The sequence below is a fragment of the Azotobacter armeniacus genome (assembly GCF_054779355.1).
Window position 1 is genome coordinate 142,820 of the sequence record NZ_BAAGYK010000033.1, and the last position, 17,319, is coordinate 160,138.

Consider the following 17,319-nt stretch of genomic DNA (forward strand, 5'->3'; position numbering starts at 1 on the left):
GTTAGCTGCGCTTTTCATAGAGGCGGGCCGGTCCGCATCGGTTTGCAATTGTAGCCCTAGAGTGGATTGAGGCCCACCCTAGGGCGATGCCGGTGAACCGGCTCCCAGGATCGAACTTGACCGTCAGTGGCTGCACGGTGCATTCCGCCTGCCGGCGATCCACCAGCCGGATCACGAAGGGCATCCGCCGATGCACACGGGCGCGTCCCCGGCCCTGCAGCAACCGATGGTCACTGCCATTCCACAGGAAGAAGAGCCGCTGCTCGACAGCGACCCAGGAACAGCAGCTGCCGCATGCGGTGAAGCGGGGCGGCTTACTTGAATTGTACTTGGGCCATGCCCAGCCGATCCGCCTTGCCACCCACCGTCATGCGTTTCGCACCGCGCAGAGGCTGTAAAGCTCGACCAAGCGATAGATCTGTTGCCCCGATCTTCGTGTGCTCGAATCATCACCAGCAGGCTGTAAACCAGATCCATCGGCTGGGCCTTGAGCCCTTCCCGGTTGTACTCCCGGCCATCACTGGCCATCACTGGCCATCACCACGATGATGCCCGCGTTGATGATCTGCGCGAGCTGCGCCTGGGCCTGGGCCTGGATTGGCTCGGCCCGACTGAGAGGCTGTGAAGTTTTCGGTTTTTTTGGGGGGCGGCGATGAGCGCCGAATGCCTGGAAGCAGGGCGGGTCGCCGCGGCTCTTTCACCCAAGCCCGGCGTGGCAAATGCGGCGGACCTGCCGAAGCCGTCCGGGAGCGTCGCGCGAGCGGTTGGTCGGGGGGGCTCCGGCCTCCGCCGCTTCAGACCACTCCGCTCATGCCTGTCGCCAACTCGGGCGCCAGTTCGAGCATCCGCATCAGGTTGTGCGCCAGTGCATACCACAGCAGCACACTCCTGACCTTGTCGAGCCCGCGCCCATTGAAGCGCTGCAAACCGCGGTTGCGCGCCAGGACGTTGACACACTCGGCGGTGGCCGCGCGCGCCTTGTAGACCGCCTTGCCGGCGTCCGTACCCATGCGTTGTCGCCAGGCGTGGATCTGAAATCCTCAGATAACTGTATACTTTCGCCCCATTTTTCACCGGCACTCGCCCACGAGGTCTGCAACGCCATGTCGAAAAAAGTCGGAAGTATAGGATTTATATCGCTCGGGTGTCCGAAGGCAACCGTCGACTCCGAACGCATCCTCACCCAGCTGCGCATGGAAGGCTATCAGATCGTGCCGTCCTACGAGGGCGCCGACGTGGTAGTGGTCAACACCTGCGGCTTCATCGACAGCGCCAAAGCCGAATCGCTGGATGCTATTGGCGAGGCCCTGGCGGAAAACGGCAAGGTGATTGTCACCGGCTGCATGGGCGTGTCCGAAGACGCCATCCGCAACGTGCATCCCAGCGTGCTGGCGGTTACCGGTCCGCAGCAGTACGAGCAGGTGGTCAGCGCCGTGCACAAGGTGGTGCCGCCGAGCACCGAGCACGATCCCTTCGTCGACCTGGTGCCGCCGCAGGGCATCAAGCTGACCCCGCGCCACTACGCCTACCTGAAGATTTCCGAAGGCTGCAACCACAGCTGCGCCTTCTGCATCATCCCCTCGATGCGCGGCAAGCTGGTTAGCCGTCCGGCGGGCGAGGTGCTGGGCGAGGCCGAGCGTCTGGTCAAGGCCGGCGTCAAGGAGCTCCTGGTGATCTCCCAGGACACCAGCGCCTACGGCGTCGATCTCAAGTACAGAACCGACTTCTGGAATGGCCAGCCGGTGAAGGCGCGCATGCTTGAACTGTGCGAGGAACTCGGCAAGATGGGCGTGTGGGTGCGCCTGCACTACGTCTACCCCTACCCCAACGTCGACGACATCGTCCCGCTGATGGCCGAAGGCAGGATCCTGCCGTACCTGGACATCCCCTTCCAGCACGCGAGCCCGCGCATCCTCAAGGCCATGAAGCGCCCGGCCTTCGAGGACCAGACCCTCGCCCGCATCAGGAAGTGGCGGGAGATCTGCCCGGAGCTGACCATCCGCTCTACCTTCATCGTCGGCTTCCCCGGCGAGACCGAGGAGGACTTCCAGTATCTGCTCGACTGGCTGAGCGAAGCCCAGCTGGACCGCGTCGGCTGCTTCCAGTATTCGGCGGTGGACGGCGCGCCGGCCAACGAACTGGGGGGCGCAGTACCCGAGGAGGTCAAGCAGGAGCGCTGGGAGCGCTTCATGGCCCACCAGCAGGCGATCAGCGCGGCGCGCCTACAGCGTAAAATCGGCCAGGAGATCGAGGTGCTGATCGACGAAGTCGATGACCAGGGCGCCATCGGCCGCTCTTGGGCCGACGCCCCGGAGATCGACGGCAACGTCTACGTCGACAGCAAGCAGGAGCTCAAGCCGGGTGACAAGGTGCGCGTGCGCATCACCGACGCAGACGAGTACGACCTCTGGGCCGCGACCCTCTGAATTTCGCGTCCGAACGCAGGTCCCGACGATCCGGGCCTGCGCGCTCCGCTGGACAAGACGGCCTGGGATACAAGCCTGCCTGTCCTGCCTGGCTCTTGACCTATCCTGAAGCGGGTAGCAGCCTCCTTACCCTGGCCATCTCACATCAGTACCCTGATCAAGGAAGCCCATGCATACGATTCCCTATCTTCTTGCCGGTGCCTTGCTGCTCGCCGGCTGCGCAGGCAACTCCACGACTGGGGATGGCGGCTCGTCTGCCGGACGCTACCAGGGCCATCTAGTTATGGCCCCGGAGATGCACGTCTTCGTCCCCTGCAACTCGGAGGCGCCCCTCTGGCTGGTAACGGACGACGCCACCACCGGCCACCGTCTCGAGGCCCAGTACACGAGCCTGGTCAGCGAACCCTACGAGGAAGCCTTCGCGATCCTGCGCGGCACCCCGGGACCACAGCTGGACTGCCCAGGCTGCCGCGATTTCCCGGGCAGCTTCCGGGTCAGCGAAATCATCGAGTATCGCTTGGCGGAGGCCGGGGACTGCCACTGAGCTGCCCGCGGGCAAGCCCCTGGTCGTGCTCTCCGGAGGCACGCCCAGGCAACGCCGCCGCCCGGGGTCCAGCCAGTCTGCACGGACATTCCGGAACAGGGCGCCGGCCTTCGGGACGAACGGTCCCCCGCCTCTGGCCGGGTTCTGCTATCTCAACCTGTCATCCAGACATACGCCGAGCCCGTGCCCAGCGGCTCCAGAGCGGCGAGGCTGCCCCATGAGCCAGAACCGATCCATGCCGCGGCAGGCCATCGCAGGGAATCCCGCCGCGTACTGGCGACCCTGATCCGCCTGTTGGGCGACTTCGACCTGGCCGAGGAGGCGCTTCAGGAAGCCTTCATCGCCGCACTGGAGCAGTGGCCGCGGACGGGGCGTGCCCGCCAGTCCGCGCGCCAGGCTGGTCTCTGCCGGGCGTTTCAAGGCCATCGACGGCCTGCGCCGGCGGGCCCGTTTCGATGCCTCACTAGCGGCGGAGTGGCGGCAGAAGCTGTCGGACGACGCGTTCGAGCCGGAAGCAGAGGATAGGCGACCCCCGGGGCAGTAGAGATGAAGTGCGGCCAGGCTTCGTATCGCTCCGCGATGCGACCGTCGATTTGGATTAACCGCACCGACCTTAGCCTCTTGAGGCCCCATGTGTCGCGCCTTGAGCTCAGGGCTATTGGTGAAGTCGCCAGCAGCAAGTATGACCCCACCGCGACCGTCGATGCGTACCCGCATTCCCTGTTGCTCGACAACAACCCCCTTAACGCCCCCTCGTAGAACACAAGCTCACGCAGAGGTATCTTGCGTGAGGGAATGACGGGCTTCATGCCATACCGGTCACAGTATTGGCGCAGGCTTTCGCTATCATAGCCTTTGTCAGCCAGTACATACCGGCAACGCTTGCGCGGACAACCCTGGCTGCCAGGCAGACTGATCTATTCAAGCAAAGACATGAAATAGCGCGCGTCGGCGTCCTGCCCGGGTGAGAGCATCACTGCCAGCGGATATCCGTTGCTGTCACAGGCCAGATGAATCTTGGTGGTCAGTCCACCGCGGCTTCGGCCGAGACATTGGTGCTGCGGCTCTTGCAGGCCCCTTTTTTCCAGCACCGCTGGCGGCCACGCAGACGCAGATGCAAATGCCGCAGCACCTGCTCAAAGGTGCCGCCGTCACGCCATTGCCTGAAGCGCTGATACACCGTCTTCCATGGGCCATAACGCTCGGGAAGATCGCGCCACTTAGCGCCTGAGCACAGGATCCAGAAGACACCGTTGAGCATCTGGCGGCCATCTCGCAGGGGACAGCCCATGCGCTGAGGGGGAGAAACGATGGCTTCGATCATTGCCCAGCGCTGGGCGGAAATCTCGTAACAGCCTGACATGGCTGCGCTCGGAATAACGGAGGCGGCATTTTAGCCAGGCCGACTTTTCAGACAAACCCTAGTGGTGATCGTGACCGCATTATGGATTTTTCTATACGAAGGCCTAAATCCTCAGTTACCCTCTGCGCAGGTGATGAACACGTTATCACTTGATCATCCAGTGGTCTGCTCAGATATATACTCGGAGTACCGCGGAGACCGTCTGACACTCTCGCTCAAACAACACGTCATACTTTTCCGTCACTGTCTTCCTCAATCAACCTGGAAATCGCCAATCAGGCTCACACCATACTCTCGGATGGCACCTTTGGTGCGTCCAAGATCAGTAAAATTTCGCTCTTTCAAAACACGAAGCTTCAGGTGACCACGACCGAAAAGGCCACCTGAAGCTTGATACTTTAAACCTCTTTCACCTCAAGGCGTAAAACTTTACCAACCGCTTTTCAATACCTATACAACGAAACTGCAGCGGCTTGCAGGTGTTCTAGTATCCATGTTTTTTCCTCGATTAATATGATCGTCAATTTCCGCAGCGCAGCCGAGCATGCGTGGATAAAGGAAAACCGTGAACGCTGCAGTCTCAAGCTCTTGTCCATTGATTTCGCCACGCGCCATGGGTTGCCATACCATTTTCAGCAGAAGAGCAGCGATAACGGCATCTATATTCACACAGTACACATTACGAGTTACCCCGGCCTCGTACAGAGCCAGCACCAACTCTCGATAGAAGTCGTGGAATATATTGATTTCTCCCCGACTTTCAAAGAGATCCGCTATGAATACTTCTCGAGGATCGTAATTTACTGGTTTGTCCTTGAACACCGGATGATTCACACCTGGCACTTTGGCAACTTCTACTCCGACACTTTTGCATTTGCTTTTGTAGGAGGCATACCGCTCCACTGCCTGAGCTGCCAGTGCCTTCACATTGATCTGGTATTCTTTAGCCCCGGGATTGGTCAGCCCGCTCCCTCGGAATTGATCGATCAGGAAGGCGATGCCTTCGTAACCATTACCTCCATGGGTATAGCCGCAATGAGAGAGAAAGCCGATCAGTGCCTTGTTCAGCTGCACACGCTGGGGAATCTCTGGGCCGTCAGCCGACACTGCACCTTTTGCACCCTGTGCAGAAATTGAACCGGGGCCATTAGTAAGCAATAGCCCAGTCAGCGTCTGAAACGCAAAGAGATCCGCCGGACTCGGAACACGGTTCAGAAGCGCCAAGTAAGCGATCTCGGTAAGTGAACGATCTCTAAGCAAGGATCTGTTGCTAACACCGCAGAATTTGTGTTTCTGATGTTGTGACGCGTCAGTGCTTGCTCCAATAAGTACTCCAAATAACTGGATCCACCAAGGCAGATTCTCGACCGTTACTCTAGAGATGCGTTTGCGCATCAACGCCCCCCACGCCAATGAGGTAGTAATCGCTGCTAGCACTGCGTCATAAGAAGGATGCCCTAGCTTTTTCAACCATTGAATTGCAACAGGCATCACTTCGCGCTCTTCAAGCCCGATCATCAATTCTTCGGCGCGACGATCCAACTGCTCTGTCAGTAGCTCCTTAACGCGAGCCTGGTCGATACCAAGGATCTCGAAATTATTATCGAACGGATCAGTGAGGTGGGCATCCGCCAGGCAGTCAATCAGGATTGAAACAGCAGATCGAGCACGTTCTTGTCTGCGTGGCCCAATAATTCCCAAAGCTGCTGCCAATACGGCATTAGGGGCATTCCCTGCATCTCGGCTTGCTTGTGCAGCAGCCAATTCCGGAGTTCCATAAAGATTTACAAAAGATGCAACAGCAACATTGATCAATTGCCGCTCCCGTGCGCCTCCACTTTCACGTATCAGCGCAAGGCAAATATTGCTCTCCAAAGGCTGTTGGGCAGCTTGAAGCATAGAAACGCCGTACAAACTGCTCACTTGGCTCAGTGGATCCATTTGAGATGCGCCTGACGCGTCCTTGAGAGCTTGGCGGGGGAGCACGATACCGATTTGTTTGTTAAGTTGTGTTATTTGCTCATTGTAGGGTGATATAGCCTCGACGACAGGCACCATGAGCTCAGGATGAAGACTTATACCTTGATCAGATCCAAACCACGCTTTAAGTGCCAGGCTCCCCTCGGGTTCGAAATCTGGTCGGACTCCATTGGCTTTCATTACTGCCGTAAGTGCCGCGGGAATATGAGCAATATTGGTTACTAGCGCCCCCTTGGAAGAAAATTGTGGATCGTCAGGAGTAAACACACCGTCCACACCAAAATGTTCCATGAACCAGCGCTCTTTAGCGATCGCATCATCGCTTCCACCTGCCATAGCCCCAGCATGTCCAACTGCGCGAGTCAGCTTGCTTTTCCACCGGCCCACCACGCAGGCCACCACCGGCTTGGTGAAATCGGCATCAAGCTCGTAGTAACCCCCTGGCTCGCAGTACAGGACGGCAGCTTTACTGCGCTCGTCGTTGCCCAAGGCATATGCGAACTCCGGTGCGGCATACTGGATGTAGACATCCTTGCCACTGGATATCACCGTGGAAGTTCCCCAGCCCGCCATGCGTAGATACTGGGTGATGGTGGTGGAAAATCCTCCGGAGTTCGAGAAAATGGCGATGGAGCCAGGTCGGAGTGTGTCAGCCGGATTGTCGCCGCCCAATGCCCCCCCGATGCGGACCTGGCTCCAGGAGTCAGCCACACCCAAGCCATTTGCGCCAAAGATGTCGACGCCATGTTGCTGCCCCATGGCGCGAATTTCACGGGCGTCGTGTGCTGATATTTTTTCGGTGATGATGAAGATCTTGCGGAGATCCGGATTCACCCTTATCAGTTCAGCAACGCCATCCCGTGCCGCCAAAGGCGGCAGATAAACTACCCCACAATTGAAATGGTGGCCCGCTTCCAGGCCCTCGAGGACACTGTTATAAACGGGAATATCACCTCCCGGCGTGGACAATACCTGTCCAGCCTTGCCTGGCGCCGTACCGAATACGACGTTACCGCCCGAGTAGGTATGGCTGATCGGTGTGACGACGCTCGACTCCCCTCCCAAGATATTCAACACACATACTCTATCTTCCCGCGAGGCGATCTCGCTGAGAGATGAAATACCGACGTGATACTTGAAGCCGCCGACAGAAGGTTTTTTATGATTATTCACGAAATCGTCCTCACACTTCACAGGCAGGGAGACCAAGTCGACGCGCCACTTGGTCACGTCCACCTGACTTCATCCAGATATCAGCTTTCTTCGCATACTGAATGACCTCGCTTATATCCGAATCGAAGCCAAAAAATCGATAAGGCAATCCCAGTGCATCGCAGGTATCGCGTAACGCCCCCATACCTCGGACCAGGTTCGGCCCACCACGGCCCAGCACAACGTAAAGCGGCGTAGGTCCACGCTCACTAAAGTACTCGCGCAATGCGTCAGCCATTGCCCGGAAAGTCTCGTAGATATCGGTGTTATTGGACTTCCCACCTATAATGAACAGCACATTTGCCTGTGCCAGCCAGTGATTGAAACAAATGCGGGCCACTTCCTTCATCTTAGAATATGGCGGATTACCACCAAAATCAGTGGAAATAATCGCATCGTCCCCCAGCATTTCGGTAACCAGAGAGTTAGCACCGCCGCCAAAGGTAGGGGCAAGAATAGTCCCATTGGCATTAATTACATATACGTCACTCTGCCCTTGGTGCGTACGAAGAGAATTGATTTCCTGCTCGAAGTCAGAATAATCAGCCGCAAAGACCTGAGGTGGTAGGCCCAAGCGCATCCATCGAGGGTCATCACGATCAAAGCTACATTTAAAATCACAGGCGACAGGTGACAATCGTCCGTTACGATCTATCCGCATACGAATTGGATTCAGCTCCAATGTCGTCATGCCAAAGCCATGGAACAGCTCCCAAAGTTTCGGGAGTTGTTGCACCAGGGGAGAGATAACATCTTTGGGCGCACCAATGCTCGTCAGTGCATTAGCAACGACGAACGCCTTGAGTCCAGTAAGCGGATCGAAGGGAATCACAGCGACATTCTCTTTGTCTACGTCCTCAATATCTACTCCACCTAGGTGAGTTAGAGTCATAGTGGGCGCACGAAATCGGGTGGAGTCTGTTATAGAAAAATAGATCTCATGCTCAGCCGGAACTCCGCCTCAAACGTAACACCATTGGCTTTTACTTGCTGATGCCCACTCTCATGGCGCGCAAAATAAAGGCGTTCTTTTTCCAGCAACGCACTCTTGAGATCTTTGGCTTTCCCAACCAGGCCTGCCTTTCCTTTTTTACCAACACCACCTTTAAAGACAGGTTTAATGAATAGCTGACCGTGCCGATCCAGCATCAACTTGATTTCTTGCTCGGTGGCGTCAGGGCCTAACACCTCAGTTGCTGGAAAACCCACGAGCTCTAGCAATCTTGCCCCATGAAGCATGCCGGTAATCTGCATTTTAGTCTCTCATAGTTGAACAGTCGATAGCGGCACCATTTAACGCGCTGGCACTAGTCTTTTGGCGAACCTGCTTTGTTCAATCTAAGGGTCACGTCATGTTCACAGGCTTCGAAGCAGAAACCGCTGTCACGCTGGGCGGCGAGCCAGCCATCCTTGCGTTTGGACTGCGGAGTACATCCGACGATTGCAGTGAAGTTTTCCTTGTAAAGGCGCTGACTGATTGCAGTCCCGATTCCACCCATGCCGCCCGTTACGAATGCAATTCGTTGATTGCTCATAGATTTTCCTTCCTTCATAGATTTCCCTTCCTTGATTGTCGGAGACTCTGGCGGGTCACGACTGCAAGAAGCAGCACGTGAGCTGCGCAGCGTCAATGGTGTTGTGACTTGCGGGGATCGAGTCTCAGGCCGTGCGAGGTTTTAGGATAGTGCCCGAGGATGACATCGCACTGGCTATCGATGCCATCTTCCGAAAGAGTTCCTGGGTGACTTTTTCGCTGCGATATGAGAAGTGGCCCCATTTGTTTAAACAGCTAAGCCCGGTTCGATAAGTGGATTGGCGTTGCCGCTCCTCACCATAGCCCTGCTAGGACTCGTCGCGGCGCTTTGTCCCGAACCCGGTCATCCGAACTTGAGTTAACCAATCAACCGCACAGGCCACGAGCCTTCGTGGTGGTCTACGCTCACCGGGCGGCCCCCCATAAAGGAGAATTATCATGACTGTCAAAGCGATACCGGATGGCTATCACAGCGTTACGCCCTACCTGGGCATCCAGGGCGCAGCCGAGGCCATCGAATTCTACAAACGGGCGTTCGGCGCGACCGAGATGTTCCGTCTGTCCACGCCGGACGGCAAGGTCGGACATGCCGAAATCCGCATCGGTGACTCCTCCCTCATGCTCTCCGACCCGTGCGACAAGAGCGCCCTGCACAGCCCGCAGTCGCTGCAGGGCGCCTCGATGGGCCTGTACCTGTACGTGGCCGACGTGGACGCGCAATTCGCCCGGGCGCTGGAGGCGGGAGCGAAGGTCGTCATGCCGCTGCAGGACCAGTTCTACGGCGATCGCATGGGTACGCTGCAGGATCCCTTCGGTCATGTCTGGTTCCTCGCCGCCCACAAAGAGGATCTGTCACCGGAAGAAATCCGCGAGCGGGCCGCGGCGCTGTTCAAGCAGGCTGGCTGATACGGCACGGGGGCGAACGCAAGCGACTCGCCAGAGCCTCTGCTGGGAAAGACCACAGGTCTTTCCCAGCAGAGGGCACCTGTTGCGCGAGAGCCCAGGATGTGATTCGCCAGCATCCAGCAGATACTGGCAAGAGCGGTCTGGGCCTCAGGCCACTTCCAGATAGCACTTGTGGATGGCATCGCCCAGGCACTGCACCTGCTCGATGTACTCGTTGATCCAGGCGTGCATCCCGGTTTCCAGAACCTCCTCGATTACCGTGTAGCGCAACCGTGCCTCCAGCTCGGCGGCCAGGCGCTGCGCCGGACGACCGTTGTCGCCGGGCAGGCCGGCGAGGTTCCGCTGCAGCTCGGTCAGGCAGGAACGCAGCGAGCGCGGCACCTCCGCCCGCAACAGCAGCAGTTCGGCGACCTTGCCGGCTCGCGGCGAGCCACGATAGATCTCGGCAAAGGCCTCGAAGGCGGTCAGTGCGCGGAGCAGCGCGCTCCACTGGTAGTAGGCGCGAGCCGAACGGTCGTTGGGGTCCTCGCTGTCCGCGCCGAGTAGTTCATAGCGGGCATCGAGCAGACGCAGGGTGTTGTCGGCCCGCTCGATGAAGGTCCCCAGGCGGATGAAGCTGTGCACATCGCCCCGCATCAGGGTTCCATAGGTGGCACCGCGGAACAGGTGCGAGCGCTCCTTGACCCACTCGCAGAAACGGCTGATGCCGTAGCCACTCAGCCCCTGCTCGGCGAGGTCGAGCAGGGTCAGCCAAGTGGCGTTGATGTTCTCCCACATGTCCGCGGTGATCCGCCCGCGCACCGCATGGGCGTTGCTGCGCGCCGCGGCCAGGCAGTTGAACAGGCTGGCCGGGTTGCTCGCGTCGAGGGCGAAGAAGTGCAGCATGCGTTCGGCGTGCAGTTCGCCGTGGCGCTGCAGGTAATCCTCGAGGGTGCCGGTGATCAGCAGCGGCATGGCCAGTTCGTCCAGGCCATTGCCGTGGCCGTCCTGCGGCATCAGCGACAGCGAGTAGCTGACGTCGAGCATCCGCGCGAGATTCTCGGCGCGCTCCAGATAACGTGACATCCAGTACAGATCGGCGGCGGTTCTACTTAGCATGCTCGATATTCCTTCAATCCTCGACGATCCAGGTGTCCTTGGTCCCGCCGCCTTGGGACGAGTTGACCACCAGGGAGCCCTCACGCAGCGCCACGCGGGTGAGTCCACCGGGCACCAGACGGGTTTCGCGACCGCTCAGGACAAACGGCCGCAGATCGATATGCCGCGGCGCGATACCGCTTTCGACGAAGGTCGGGCAGGTCGACAGGCTCAGGGTCGGCTGGGCGATGTAGGCCTCGGGACGGGCCTTGAGGCGCTCGCGAAAAGCCTCGATCTCGGCCTTGCTGGCCGCAGGCCCCACCAGCATGCCGTAGCCACCGGAACCCTGGGTTTCCTTGACCACCAGCTCGGGCAGATGGGCTAGGACGTGGGACAGCTCCTGCGGCTTGCGGCATTGCCAGGTGGGCACGTTCTGCAGGATCGGCTCCTCGCCCAGGTAGAACCGGATCATGTCGGTGACGTAGGGATAGATCGACTTGTCGTCGGCCACGCCGGTGCCGATGGCGTTGGCCAGCATCACGTTGCCGCTGCGATAGGCCGAGAGCAGCCCCGGCACGCCGAGCACCGACTCGGGATTGAACGCCAGCGGATCGAGGAAGGCATCGTCCAGCCGACGGTAGATCACGTCCACCGGCTTGGCGCCGGCGGTGGTGCGCATGAACACCCGCTCGTCGCGGACGAACAGGTCGGCGCCCTCCACCAGCTCCACGCCCATCTCGCGGGCGAGGAAAGCATGTTCGAAATAGGCACTGTTGTAACGCCCCGGCGTCAGCACCACCACGCTGGGGTTGTCCAGCGGGCTGGAACTCTTCAGGGTCTCCAGCAGCAGGTTCGGGTAGTGGTCGACGGGGGCGATACGCTGGGCAGCGAACAGTTCGGGGAACAGCCGCATCATCATCTTGCGGTCTTCCAGCATGTAGCTGACGCCACTCGGCGTGCGCAGGTTGTCTTCCAGCACGTAGAAGATGCCGTCGCCATCACGCACCAGGTCGACTCCAGCGATGTGCGCGTAGATGTCGCGATGCAGGTCGAGCCCGTGCATCACCTGCTGATAACCGTCGTTGGCCAGCACCTGCTCCGACGGAATGATACCGGCCTTGAGAATGCGCTGATCATGGTAGATGTCGGCCAGAAACAGGTTCAGAGCCTGGACCCGCTGGATGCACCCGGCCTCGATCCCCTGCCACTCGCTGGCCGGAATGCTGCGCGGGATGGTGTCGAAGGGAATCAGACGCTCGGTGCCCTGCTCGTCACCGTACAGGGTGAAGGTGATGCCCGCTCGGTGAAACAGAAGATCGGCCTCGCGCCGGCGCTGGGCCAGCAGCTCCTGGGGGGTGTTCTCCAGCCAGTTGGCGAAGCCCCGGTAATGCGGGCGGCAGACGCCGTTCGCATCGTACATTTCATCAAAAAATTGGCGATCCATGCATGCTCCTCGGCTGTGCATAAAAGAAATTCACAAAGCTCATGCCAGTTGCCAAGTTCCTGTTTCTATCAATGACTTGGAGCCCGTCCGCGACCGGCTGGGCGGCGACGACAGATCGAGATGGCCGCTCCCCGTCCATAGCGCTGTCCAGCCGGTCACCTGGCCCGAACGGCTCGGTCTTGCCCTGGCTGGCCGGTTGGTTCGCGAACTGGCTCGAGGGAAGCGAGAGATCCATGCACCAAAATTGTCCTCCACCCGCCCAGCAAGATCCGATGCGCACAAAAAAAATGCAACACCCGGCACATCCTGCCCACAAGCCACGCATTCAGCCGGCTGTGCGGCTCCGTACTGGGTCATCGTCATCCACCCGGCCAATGCCCGCCGGTTCCCTGCTCCGGAATCTCAACCTTCCAGGATGATCCGGGTGCCCAACAGCCCGATAAACTTGGCCAGCCAAGCCGGATGCGCCGGCCAGGCCGGAGCAGTGACCAGGTTGCCATCAACATGGGCCTGATCCAGCGGAATGTCCACATATTCGCCTCCAGCCAGCCGCACCTCGGGAGCGCAGGCCGGATAGGCGCTGCACGAGCGGCCTTCGAGCACTCCGGCTGCGGCCAGCAGTTGGGCGCCGTGGCAAACCGCCGCGATCGGTTTGTCCGCTGCGGCGAAGGCTCGCACCAACTCCAGCACGCGTTCGTCGAGGCGCAGGTATTCGGGCGCCCGGCCGCCCGGGATCAATAGCGCGTCGTAATCCTCGACGCGCACCTCGGCGAAATCGAAGTTCAGGGCGAAGTTGTGCCCTGGCTTTTCGCTATAGGTCTGATCACCCTCGAAGTCGTGGATAGCGGTACGCACGCTCTGTCCGGCGCTCTTGCCCGGGCATACGGCATGAACCGCGTGGCCGACCATCAACAACGCCTGGAATGGCACCATGGTCTCGTAATCTTCGGCATAGTCGCCGACCAACATGAGAATCTTCTTGGCAGACACGGGCTTCTCCTGAAAAAAGAGAAAAAAGACGAGAAAAGCGCGCATGCTCTCCGACCGGGAGCTGGGAAATCTGCGCGACAGGACATCCACCCTACCCTGCCGCCCTTCGGCCGTCGACCCGCCGCCGGTCTGGCCGGCGCCTCAACCGCCGCGATCCAGCAGATCGACCGCCAGCCGGTCCAGCCAGCCCCACAGTCTTTGATGCAGACGGCGGTACCAGGGGCGAGCCTGCCAGTGCTCCTGATCAACCTCGAGGCTGGCTTGGAAGTCGACGAGGAAGCATTCGACAGTCGCGGCGATGAAGGCGGGATCCCGCGTTTCGAGATTGGCTTCCAGATTCAAGCGCAGGTTCCAGTGATCGAAGTTGCAGGAACCCACGCTGACCCAATCATCGACCAGCACCATCTTCAGGTGCAGGAAGCGCGGCTGGTATTCGAAGATGCGCACGCCAGCCCGCAGCAGGCGGCGGTAATAGCGTTGTCCGGCGTAGCGCACCGGCGGGTGGTCGGTGTTGCGTCCAGCCAGCAACAGGCGCACCTCCACCCCGCGCCGGGCCGCCTTGAGCAGGGCGCGACGGACCTTCCAGGTCGGCAGGAAATACGGCGTAGCCAGCCAGATGCGCCGGTTCGCGCGATGCAGACTGCGGATCAATGACCGCAATACGTCGCGGTGCTGGCGCGCCTCGGCATAGGCGAGTCGCCCCGAGCCCTCGCGGCGCAGCGGCACCGGCGGAATGCGCGGCGGCTTCGGCGGTCGCTGCGAATGCCAGCGCCCCCCTTCGTGACAGAGCATCCACTGATGGTCGAACAGCGTCCGCCAGTCCGCCAGAAGGGGGCCGGAGATTTCCACCATGACTTCGTGCCACAGACCACTCGTATCCTGCGGATCCCAGAACTCATCGGTGGCGCCGGTGCCACCGACATAGCCCAGGCGATCGTCCACCAGCAGCATCTTGCGATGGTCACGATGCAGGTTATGCAGCCCGAAGTGCCAGCGCAGGGGATTGAACAGTACCAGGGCGACGCCTGCCTCGGTCAACCGGGTGCGCAGGGCCGCGCCGAGTCCGAGGGCACCGAAGCCATCGAACAGGCAGCGCACCTGCACGCCACGCAGGGCCGCGGCGACCAGCGCCTCGACCAGCAGGCTGGCACAGTGGCCATCCTTGATCAGATACAGCTCCAGATCGATTCGCCATTTGGCGCCGGCGATGGCCGCGAGCATGCGTGGAAAGAACGCCTCGCCGTCGATCAGCAGACTGAAGCAATTGCCGCCACGCCAGGGAAAGACCGCACCGCCCTGCATCATCGCTCCCGGCAGGCAAGGTCGGCGGAGACGAACGCTCCCGCCAGGGAAAGCCGCTTCCCTGCCGGAGGCAACCACCTGGACAGCAAATGGGTAAAGGGTTTGTGCATGCAACCTCTCGCTTGAAGACCGAGCGCAGGACAATAACCGCTCCAGCCCGCCGCCGAAAGCTCGCCGGCGTGACCAGGGACGCAGGCTCAGGAAGCGGGTGAAGCCTCTTCTTCGGCCAGCAGGCGGCAGCCCTCACGCGGACCTAGCCAGACGGCGCTGTGGGTGCGTCCCAGACCACGGGCAGTCACCTTCCGGCTGGCCGGCTCGTCGTGCAGCCGGTCGATCGGAATGTACTGCTGAATATAGACATGGCAGTAGTCCGCTGGGTTGCCGCTCACATAGCGGCAGGAGCAGTACTCCTTGGCGGTATAGGCGCCGATGATGTCGGGGAAGGCCGCCAGGTGCGCGCGGTTCGGCCAGACCACGGCGGCCACCAGCAGCACGGCCGAGCCCAGCAGCAAACTGTGACGATGACGCATTCAGGGTCCCTCTCCAGGGGCGAAGGCCGCGCGGGCCAGGCGCAGGAAATCGTTGTGCCGATAGCTCGGATCGCGGTCGTCGGCGAAGCGGACGATCACCAGCTTCTCCGCCGGCAGTACATAGAGCGCCTGGCCCCAGTGGCCCAGCGCGGCGAAGGTGTTCGCCGGCGCGTCCGGCCATGGTCGGGGCGCACCGTCCAGCGGCAGGTTCAGCCACCAGTGCCCTCCCGGCACCAACCCCTCCAGAGGCGGCCGGTAGCCGGGCACCGGCGAGCGGTTGAAGGCGACCCAGTCCGCCGGCAGCAGCCGGCGTTCGCCCCAGCGGCCGTCGCGCAGCATCAGCAGGCCGACCCGGGCCAGATCGCGGGCACTCAGATAGGCATAGGAGGCGCCGACGAAGGTGCCAGACGCGTCCCTTTCCCAGACCGCCGAGGTGATGCCGAGCGGCTCGAACAGAACCCGCCAAGGATAGTCCGCATACTGCCCGACCGGGAGCATCCCCTTCAGCGCCGCCGCGAGCAGGATGCTGTCGCCGCTGGAATAGCTGAACCGCGTGCCGGGTACGGCGCCTGCCGCATGCTGGGCGACGAAACTGGCCATGTCGCCCCGGCCGCGGGTGTAGAGCATGGCGACGACCGAGGACCGCAGCGGCGCATACTCGTAGTCCTCTTCCCAGGCCAGGCCGGAGGTCCAGTTGAGCAGGTGGCGCAGACGCAGCTCGGGATGGGCCGCGAGGGGCGGATAGTAGCGCGCCGCCGGATCGTCTAGCCGGAAGCGCCCCTCGCCGTAAGCGCTACCAAGCAGGCAGGCGAGCAGACTCTTGCTCACCGACCAGACCAGATGCGGCGTGTTCTCACCGGTCGGAGCAGCATAGCGCTCGTAGACCAATACGCCGTCGCGGATCACAACCACCGCATCGCTGCGCACCCCGCTGCGCTCGACCTCGTCCCGCGGAGGGAAGGCATAGGCCTCGAAGGCCTCGAGCGCCGCACTCCGCGCCACGGGCTGCCGCGTCCATTCGGCGCCCGGCCAGGCTTCGGCGACAGCCTGCCCGGCTGCGAGCACGGTGGCCGCCAGGCAGACCAGCAGAGACCGGGCGGAAAACGCAATGGCGGACATCGGGATCGACCTCACGACAGGCAGAGCGCGAAGCCTAGCACGGGCCGGATGACGAAATGGGCACGGCCCGGCAGTGGGTTCGACCTATTTTGGCAGCTGGTAATCGTCCGGTCCCAGAAGATCGATGCCGCACTCCAGATGCTCGATCCAGTTGAGGAAGGCGTCGATCATCTCCTTGCCGACGAAGGGGCGGCCATGCTGCGGCACTATCATGTCCACCTTCATGTTGCGCACCATGCCCACCCATAGCCGGCAGACCTTGTTGCTAGCCATGTAACGGCGATGGAAAGCATCCATATGGGGGATGTGACTGGCGAAATCGCGCACGGGGATGGCGTCGTCCACCAGCGAGGCGCCCATATCGCCGGAGAAGAGGATTCTGCTCACCGGGTCGTACAGCTGGAAGTTGCCCACCGAATGCAGAAAGTGCGCCGGCACCGCCTTCAGCCGGCACCTGCCCAGGGAGATGGACTCCCCGCGGTCCGGCAGGGCGATGATTCGGTCGTAGGTGGAGATGCCGTGGCTCATGGCCAGGTAGCTGGCCGTCAGGTGCGGCAGGAAGCGCGCCCATAGCTTCGAGCAGAGCACCTTGGCCTTGGTGTGCAGCAGCCACTTGCCCAAGGAGGAAATGATGTCCGGATCCTGGTGCGAAGCGAAGATGTAGGTCAGCTCCTGCAGCGAGATACGCTTCGACAGCTCCAGCGACAGCGGGGTGTAGGTCAGGTCACCGCCCGGATCGAGCAACAGGTACTGACCGTGGTCGGTGATCAGGAACTGGTTGGTCTGTACGCCCTCCCCCCTGACCAGATCATCGAAAAGCAGGCATTGATGGGTGCCGTTGTCGAACAGCACATGGGGCTCGCGTCGCATGAAAATCTCGCTGAATGCAGAG

At 60.8% G+C, this 17,319-nt stretch carries 15 protein-coding genes and 4 pseudogenes; 4 read left to right on the plus strand and 15 right to left on the minus strand.

Annotated elements, in window-relative coordinates; translation table 11 throughout:
- Position 1 precedes the first annotated feature (1 nt).
- The 3 genes and pseudogenes from ACYVD0_RS07455 to ACYVD0_RS07465 all read right to left on the minus strand — a co-directional run.
- Positions 2–361, minus strand: coding sequence for an RRXRR domain-containing protein (locus tag ACYVD0_RS07455; RefSeq protein WP_460426226.1), 360 nt, complete (start codon positions 359–361; stop codon positions 2–4).
- Between the two features lie 53 nt (positions 362–414).
- Positions 415–598 (minus strand): annotated as a pseudogene (locus ACYVD0_RS07460) (recombinase family protein); the annotation flags it as partial.
- Between the two features lie 196 nt (positions 599–794).
- A pseudogene (locus ACYVD0_RS07465) lies at positions 795–1,022 on the minus strand (transposase); the annotation flags it as partial.
- An 81-nt stretch (positions 1,023–1,103) separates the two neighbouring features.
- On the opposite strand from ACYVD0_RS07465, the gene rimO reads away from it, so the two are divergent.
- From rimO to ACYVD0_RS07480, 3 genes and pseudogenes are all read left to right on the plus strand, one after another.
- Positions 1,104–2,426 carry a ribosomal protein S12 methylthiotransferase gene (rimO, locus tag ACYVD0_RS07470; RefSeq protein WP_460426227.1) on the plus strand — a complete coding sequence of 441 codons (1,323 nt, stop codon included), beginning with the start codon at positions 1,104–1,106 and terminating at the stop codon, positions 2,424–2,426.
- Between the two features lie 169 nt (positions 2,427–2,595).
- A complete protein-coding gene (locus tag ACYVD0_RS07475; protein WP_460426228.1) occupies positions 2,596–2,970 on the plus strand; it encodes a hypothetical protein in 375 nt (124 codons plus the stop codon).
- A 231-nt stretch (positions 2,971–3,201) separates the two neighbouring features.
- Positions 3,202–3,490 (plus strand): annotated as a pseudogene (locus ACYVD0_RS07480) (sigma factor); the annotation flags it as partial.
- Between the two features lie 265 nt (positions 3,491–3,755).
- On the opposite strand, the pseudogene ACYVD0_RS07485 reads toward ACYVD0_RS07480, so the two are convergent.
- The 5 genes and pseudogenes from ACYVD0_RS07485 to ACYVD0_RS07505 all read right to left on the minus strand — a co-directional run.
- Positions 3,756–4,333 (minus strand): annotated as a pseudogene (locus ACYVD0_RS07485) (IS5 family transposase); the annotation flags it as partial.
- Positions 4,334–4,783: 450 nt separating this feature from the next.
- The gene (locus ACYVD0_RS07490; protein WP_460426229.1) at positions 4,784–7,549 is read right to left on the minus strand and encodes a hypothetical protein; all 2,766 of its coding nucleotides are present in this window, start codon (positions 7,547–7,549) and stop codon (positions 4,784–4,786) included.
- Complete coding sequence (locus tag ACYVD0_RS07495; protein WP_460426230.1) at positions 7,497–8,417, minus strand: ATP citrate lyase citrate-binding domain-containing protein; 921 nt, start codon at positions 8,415–8,417, stop codon at positions 7,497–7,499. The genes ACYVD0_RS07490 and ACYVD0_RS07495 overlap by 53 nt, the downstream gene beginning before the upstream one ends.
- A gap of 29 nt (positions 8,418–8,446) precedes the next feature.
- Positions 8,447–8,779, minus strand: coding sequence for a hypothetical protein (locus ACYVD0_RS07500; RefSeq protein WP_460426231.1), 333 nt, complete (start codon positions 8,777–8,779; stop codon positions 8,447–8,449).
- Positions 8,780–8,832: 53 nt separating this feature from the next.
- Complete coding sequence (locus ACYVD0_RS07505) at positions 8,833–9,060, minus strand: SDR family NAD(P)-dependent oxidoreductase (RefSeq protein WP_460426232.1); 228 nt, start codon at positions 9,058–9,060, stop codon at positions 8,833–8,835.
- Positions 9,061–9,497: 437 nt separating this feature from the next.
- Here ACYVD0_RS07505 and ACYVD0_RS07510 point away from each other — a divergent pair, with 437 nt between their 5' ends.
- Positions 9,498–9,965: a VOC family protein gene (locus tag ACYVD0_RS07510; RefSeq protein ID WP_460426233.1), complete on the plus strand. Its 468-nt coding sequence runs from the start codon at positions 9,498–9,500 to the stop codon at positions 9,963–9,965.
- A 147-nt stretch (positions 9,966–10,112) separates the two neighbouring features.
- On the opposite strand, the gene ACYVD0_RS07515 is transcribed toward ACYVD0_RS07510, so the two are convergent.
- The 7 genes from ACYVD0_RS07515 to ACYVD0_RS07545 form a co-directional block, all read right to left on the minus strand.
- On the minus strand, positions 10,113–11,063 hold the full coding sequence (locus tag ACYVD0_RS07515; protein WP_460426234.1) for an alpha-E domain-containing protein: 951 nt from the start codon (positions 11,061–11,063) through the stop codon (positions 10,113–10,115).
- A gap of 13 nt (positions 11,064–11,076) precedes the next feature.
- Complete coding sequence (locus tag ACYVD0_RS07520; RefSeq protein WP_460426235.1) at positions 11,077–12,486, minus strand: circularly permuted type 2 ATP-grasp protein; 1,410 nt, start codon at positions 12,484–12,486, stop codon at positions 11,077–11,079.
- Between the two features lie 402 nt (positions 12,487–12,888).
- Positions 12,889–13,521 (minus strand): DJ-1/PfpI family protein, encoded by a 633-nt coding sequence (locus ACYVD0_RS07525; protein ID WP_460426286.1) that lies wholly within the window; start codon positions 13,519–13,521, stop codon positions 12,889–12,891.
- A 96-nt stretch (positions 13,522–13,617) separates the two neighbouring features.
- On the minus strand, positions 13,618–14,778 hold the full coding sequence (locus ACYVD0_RS07530) for a phospholipase D-like domain-containing protein (protein ID WP_460426236.1): 1,161 nt from the start codon (positions 14,776–14,778) through the stop codon (positions 13,618–13,620).
- A gap of 197 nt (positions 14,779–14,975) precedes the next feature.
- A complete protein-coding gene (locus ACYVD0_RS07535) occupies positions 14,976–15,308 on the minus strand; it encodes an amidase (RefSeq protein ID WP_460426237.1) in 333 nt (110 codons plus the stop codon).
- Entirely contained in the window at positions 15,309–16,427 is a 1,119-nt protein-coding gene (locus ACYVD0_RS07540) for a serine hydrolase domain-containing protein (protein WP_460426238.1), read from the minus strand. It lies immediately after the preceding gene.
- 84 nt (positions 16,428–16,511) lie between these two features.
- A complete protein-coding gene (locus ACYVD0_RS07545; RefSeq protein ID WP_460426239.1) occupies positions 16,512–17,297 on the minus strand; it encodes an oxygen-binding di-iron domain-containing protein in 786 nt (261 codons plus the stop codon).
- Positions 17,298–17,319 lie beyond the last annotated feature (22 nt).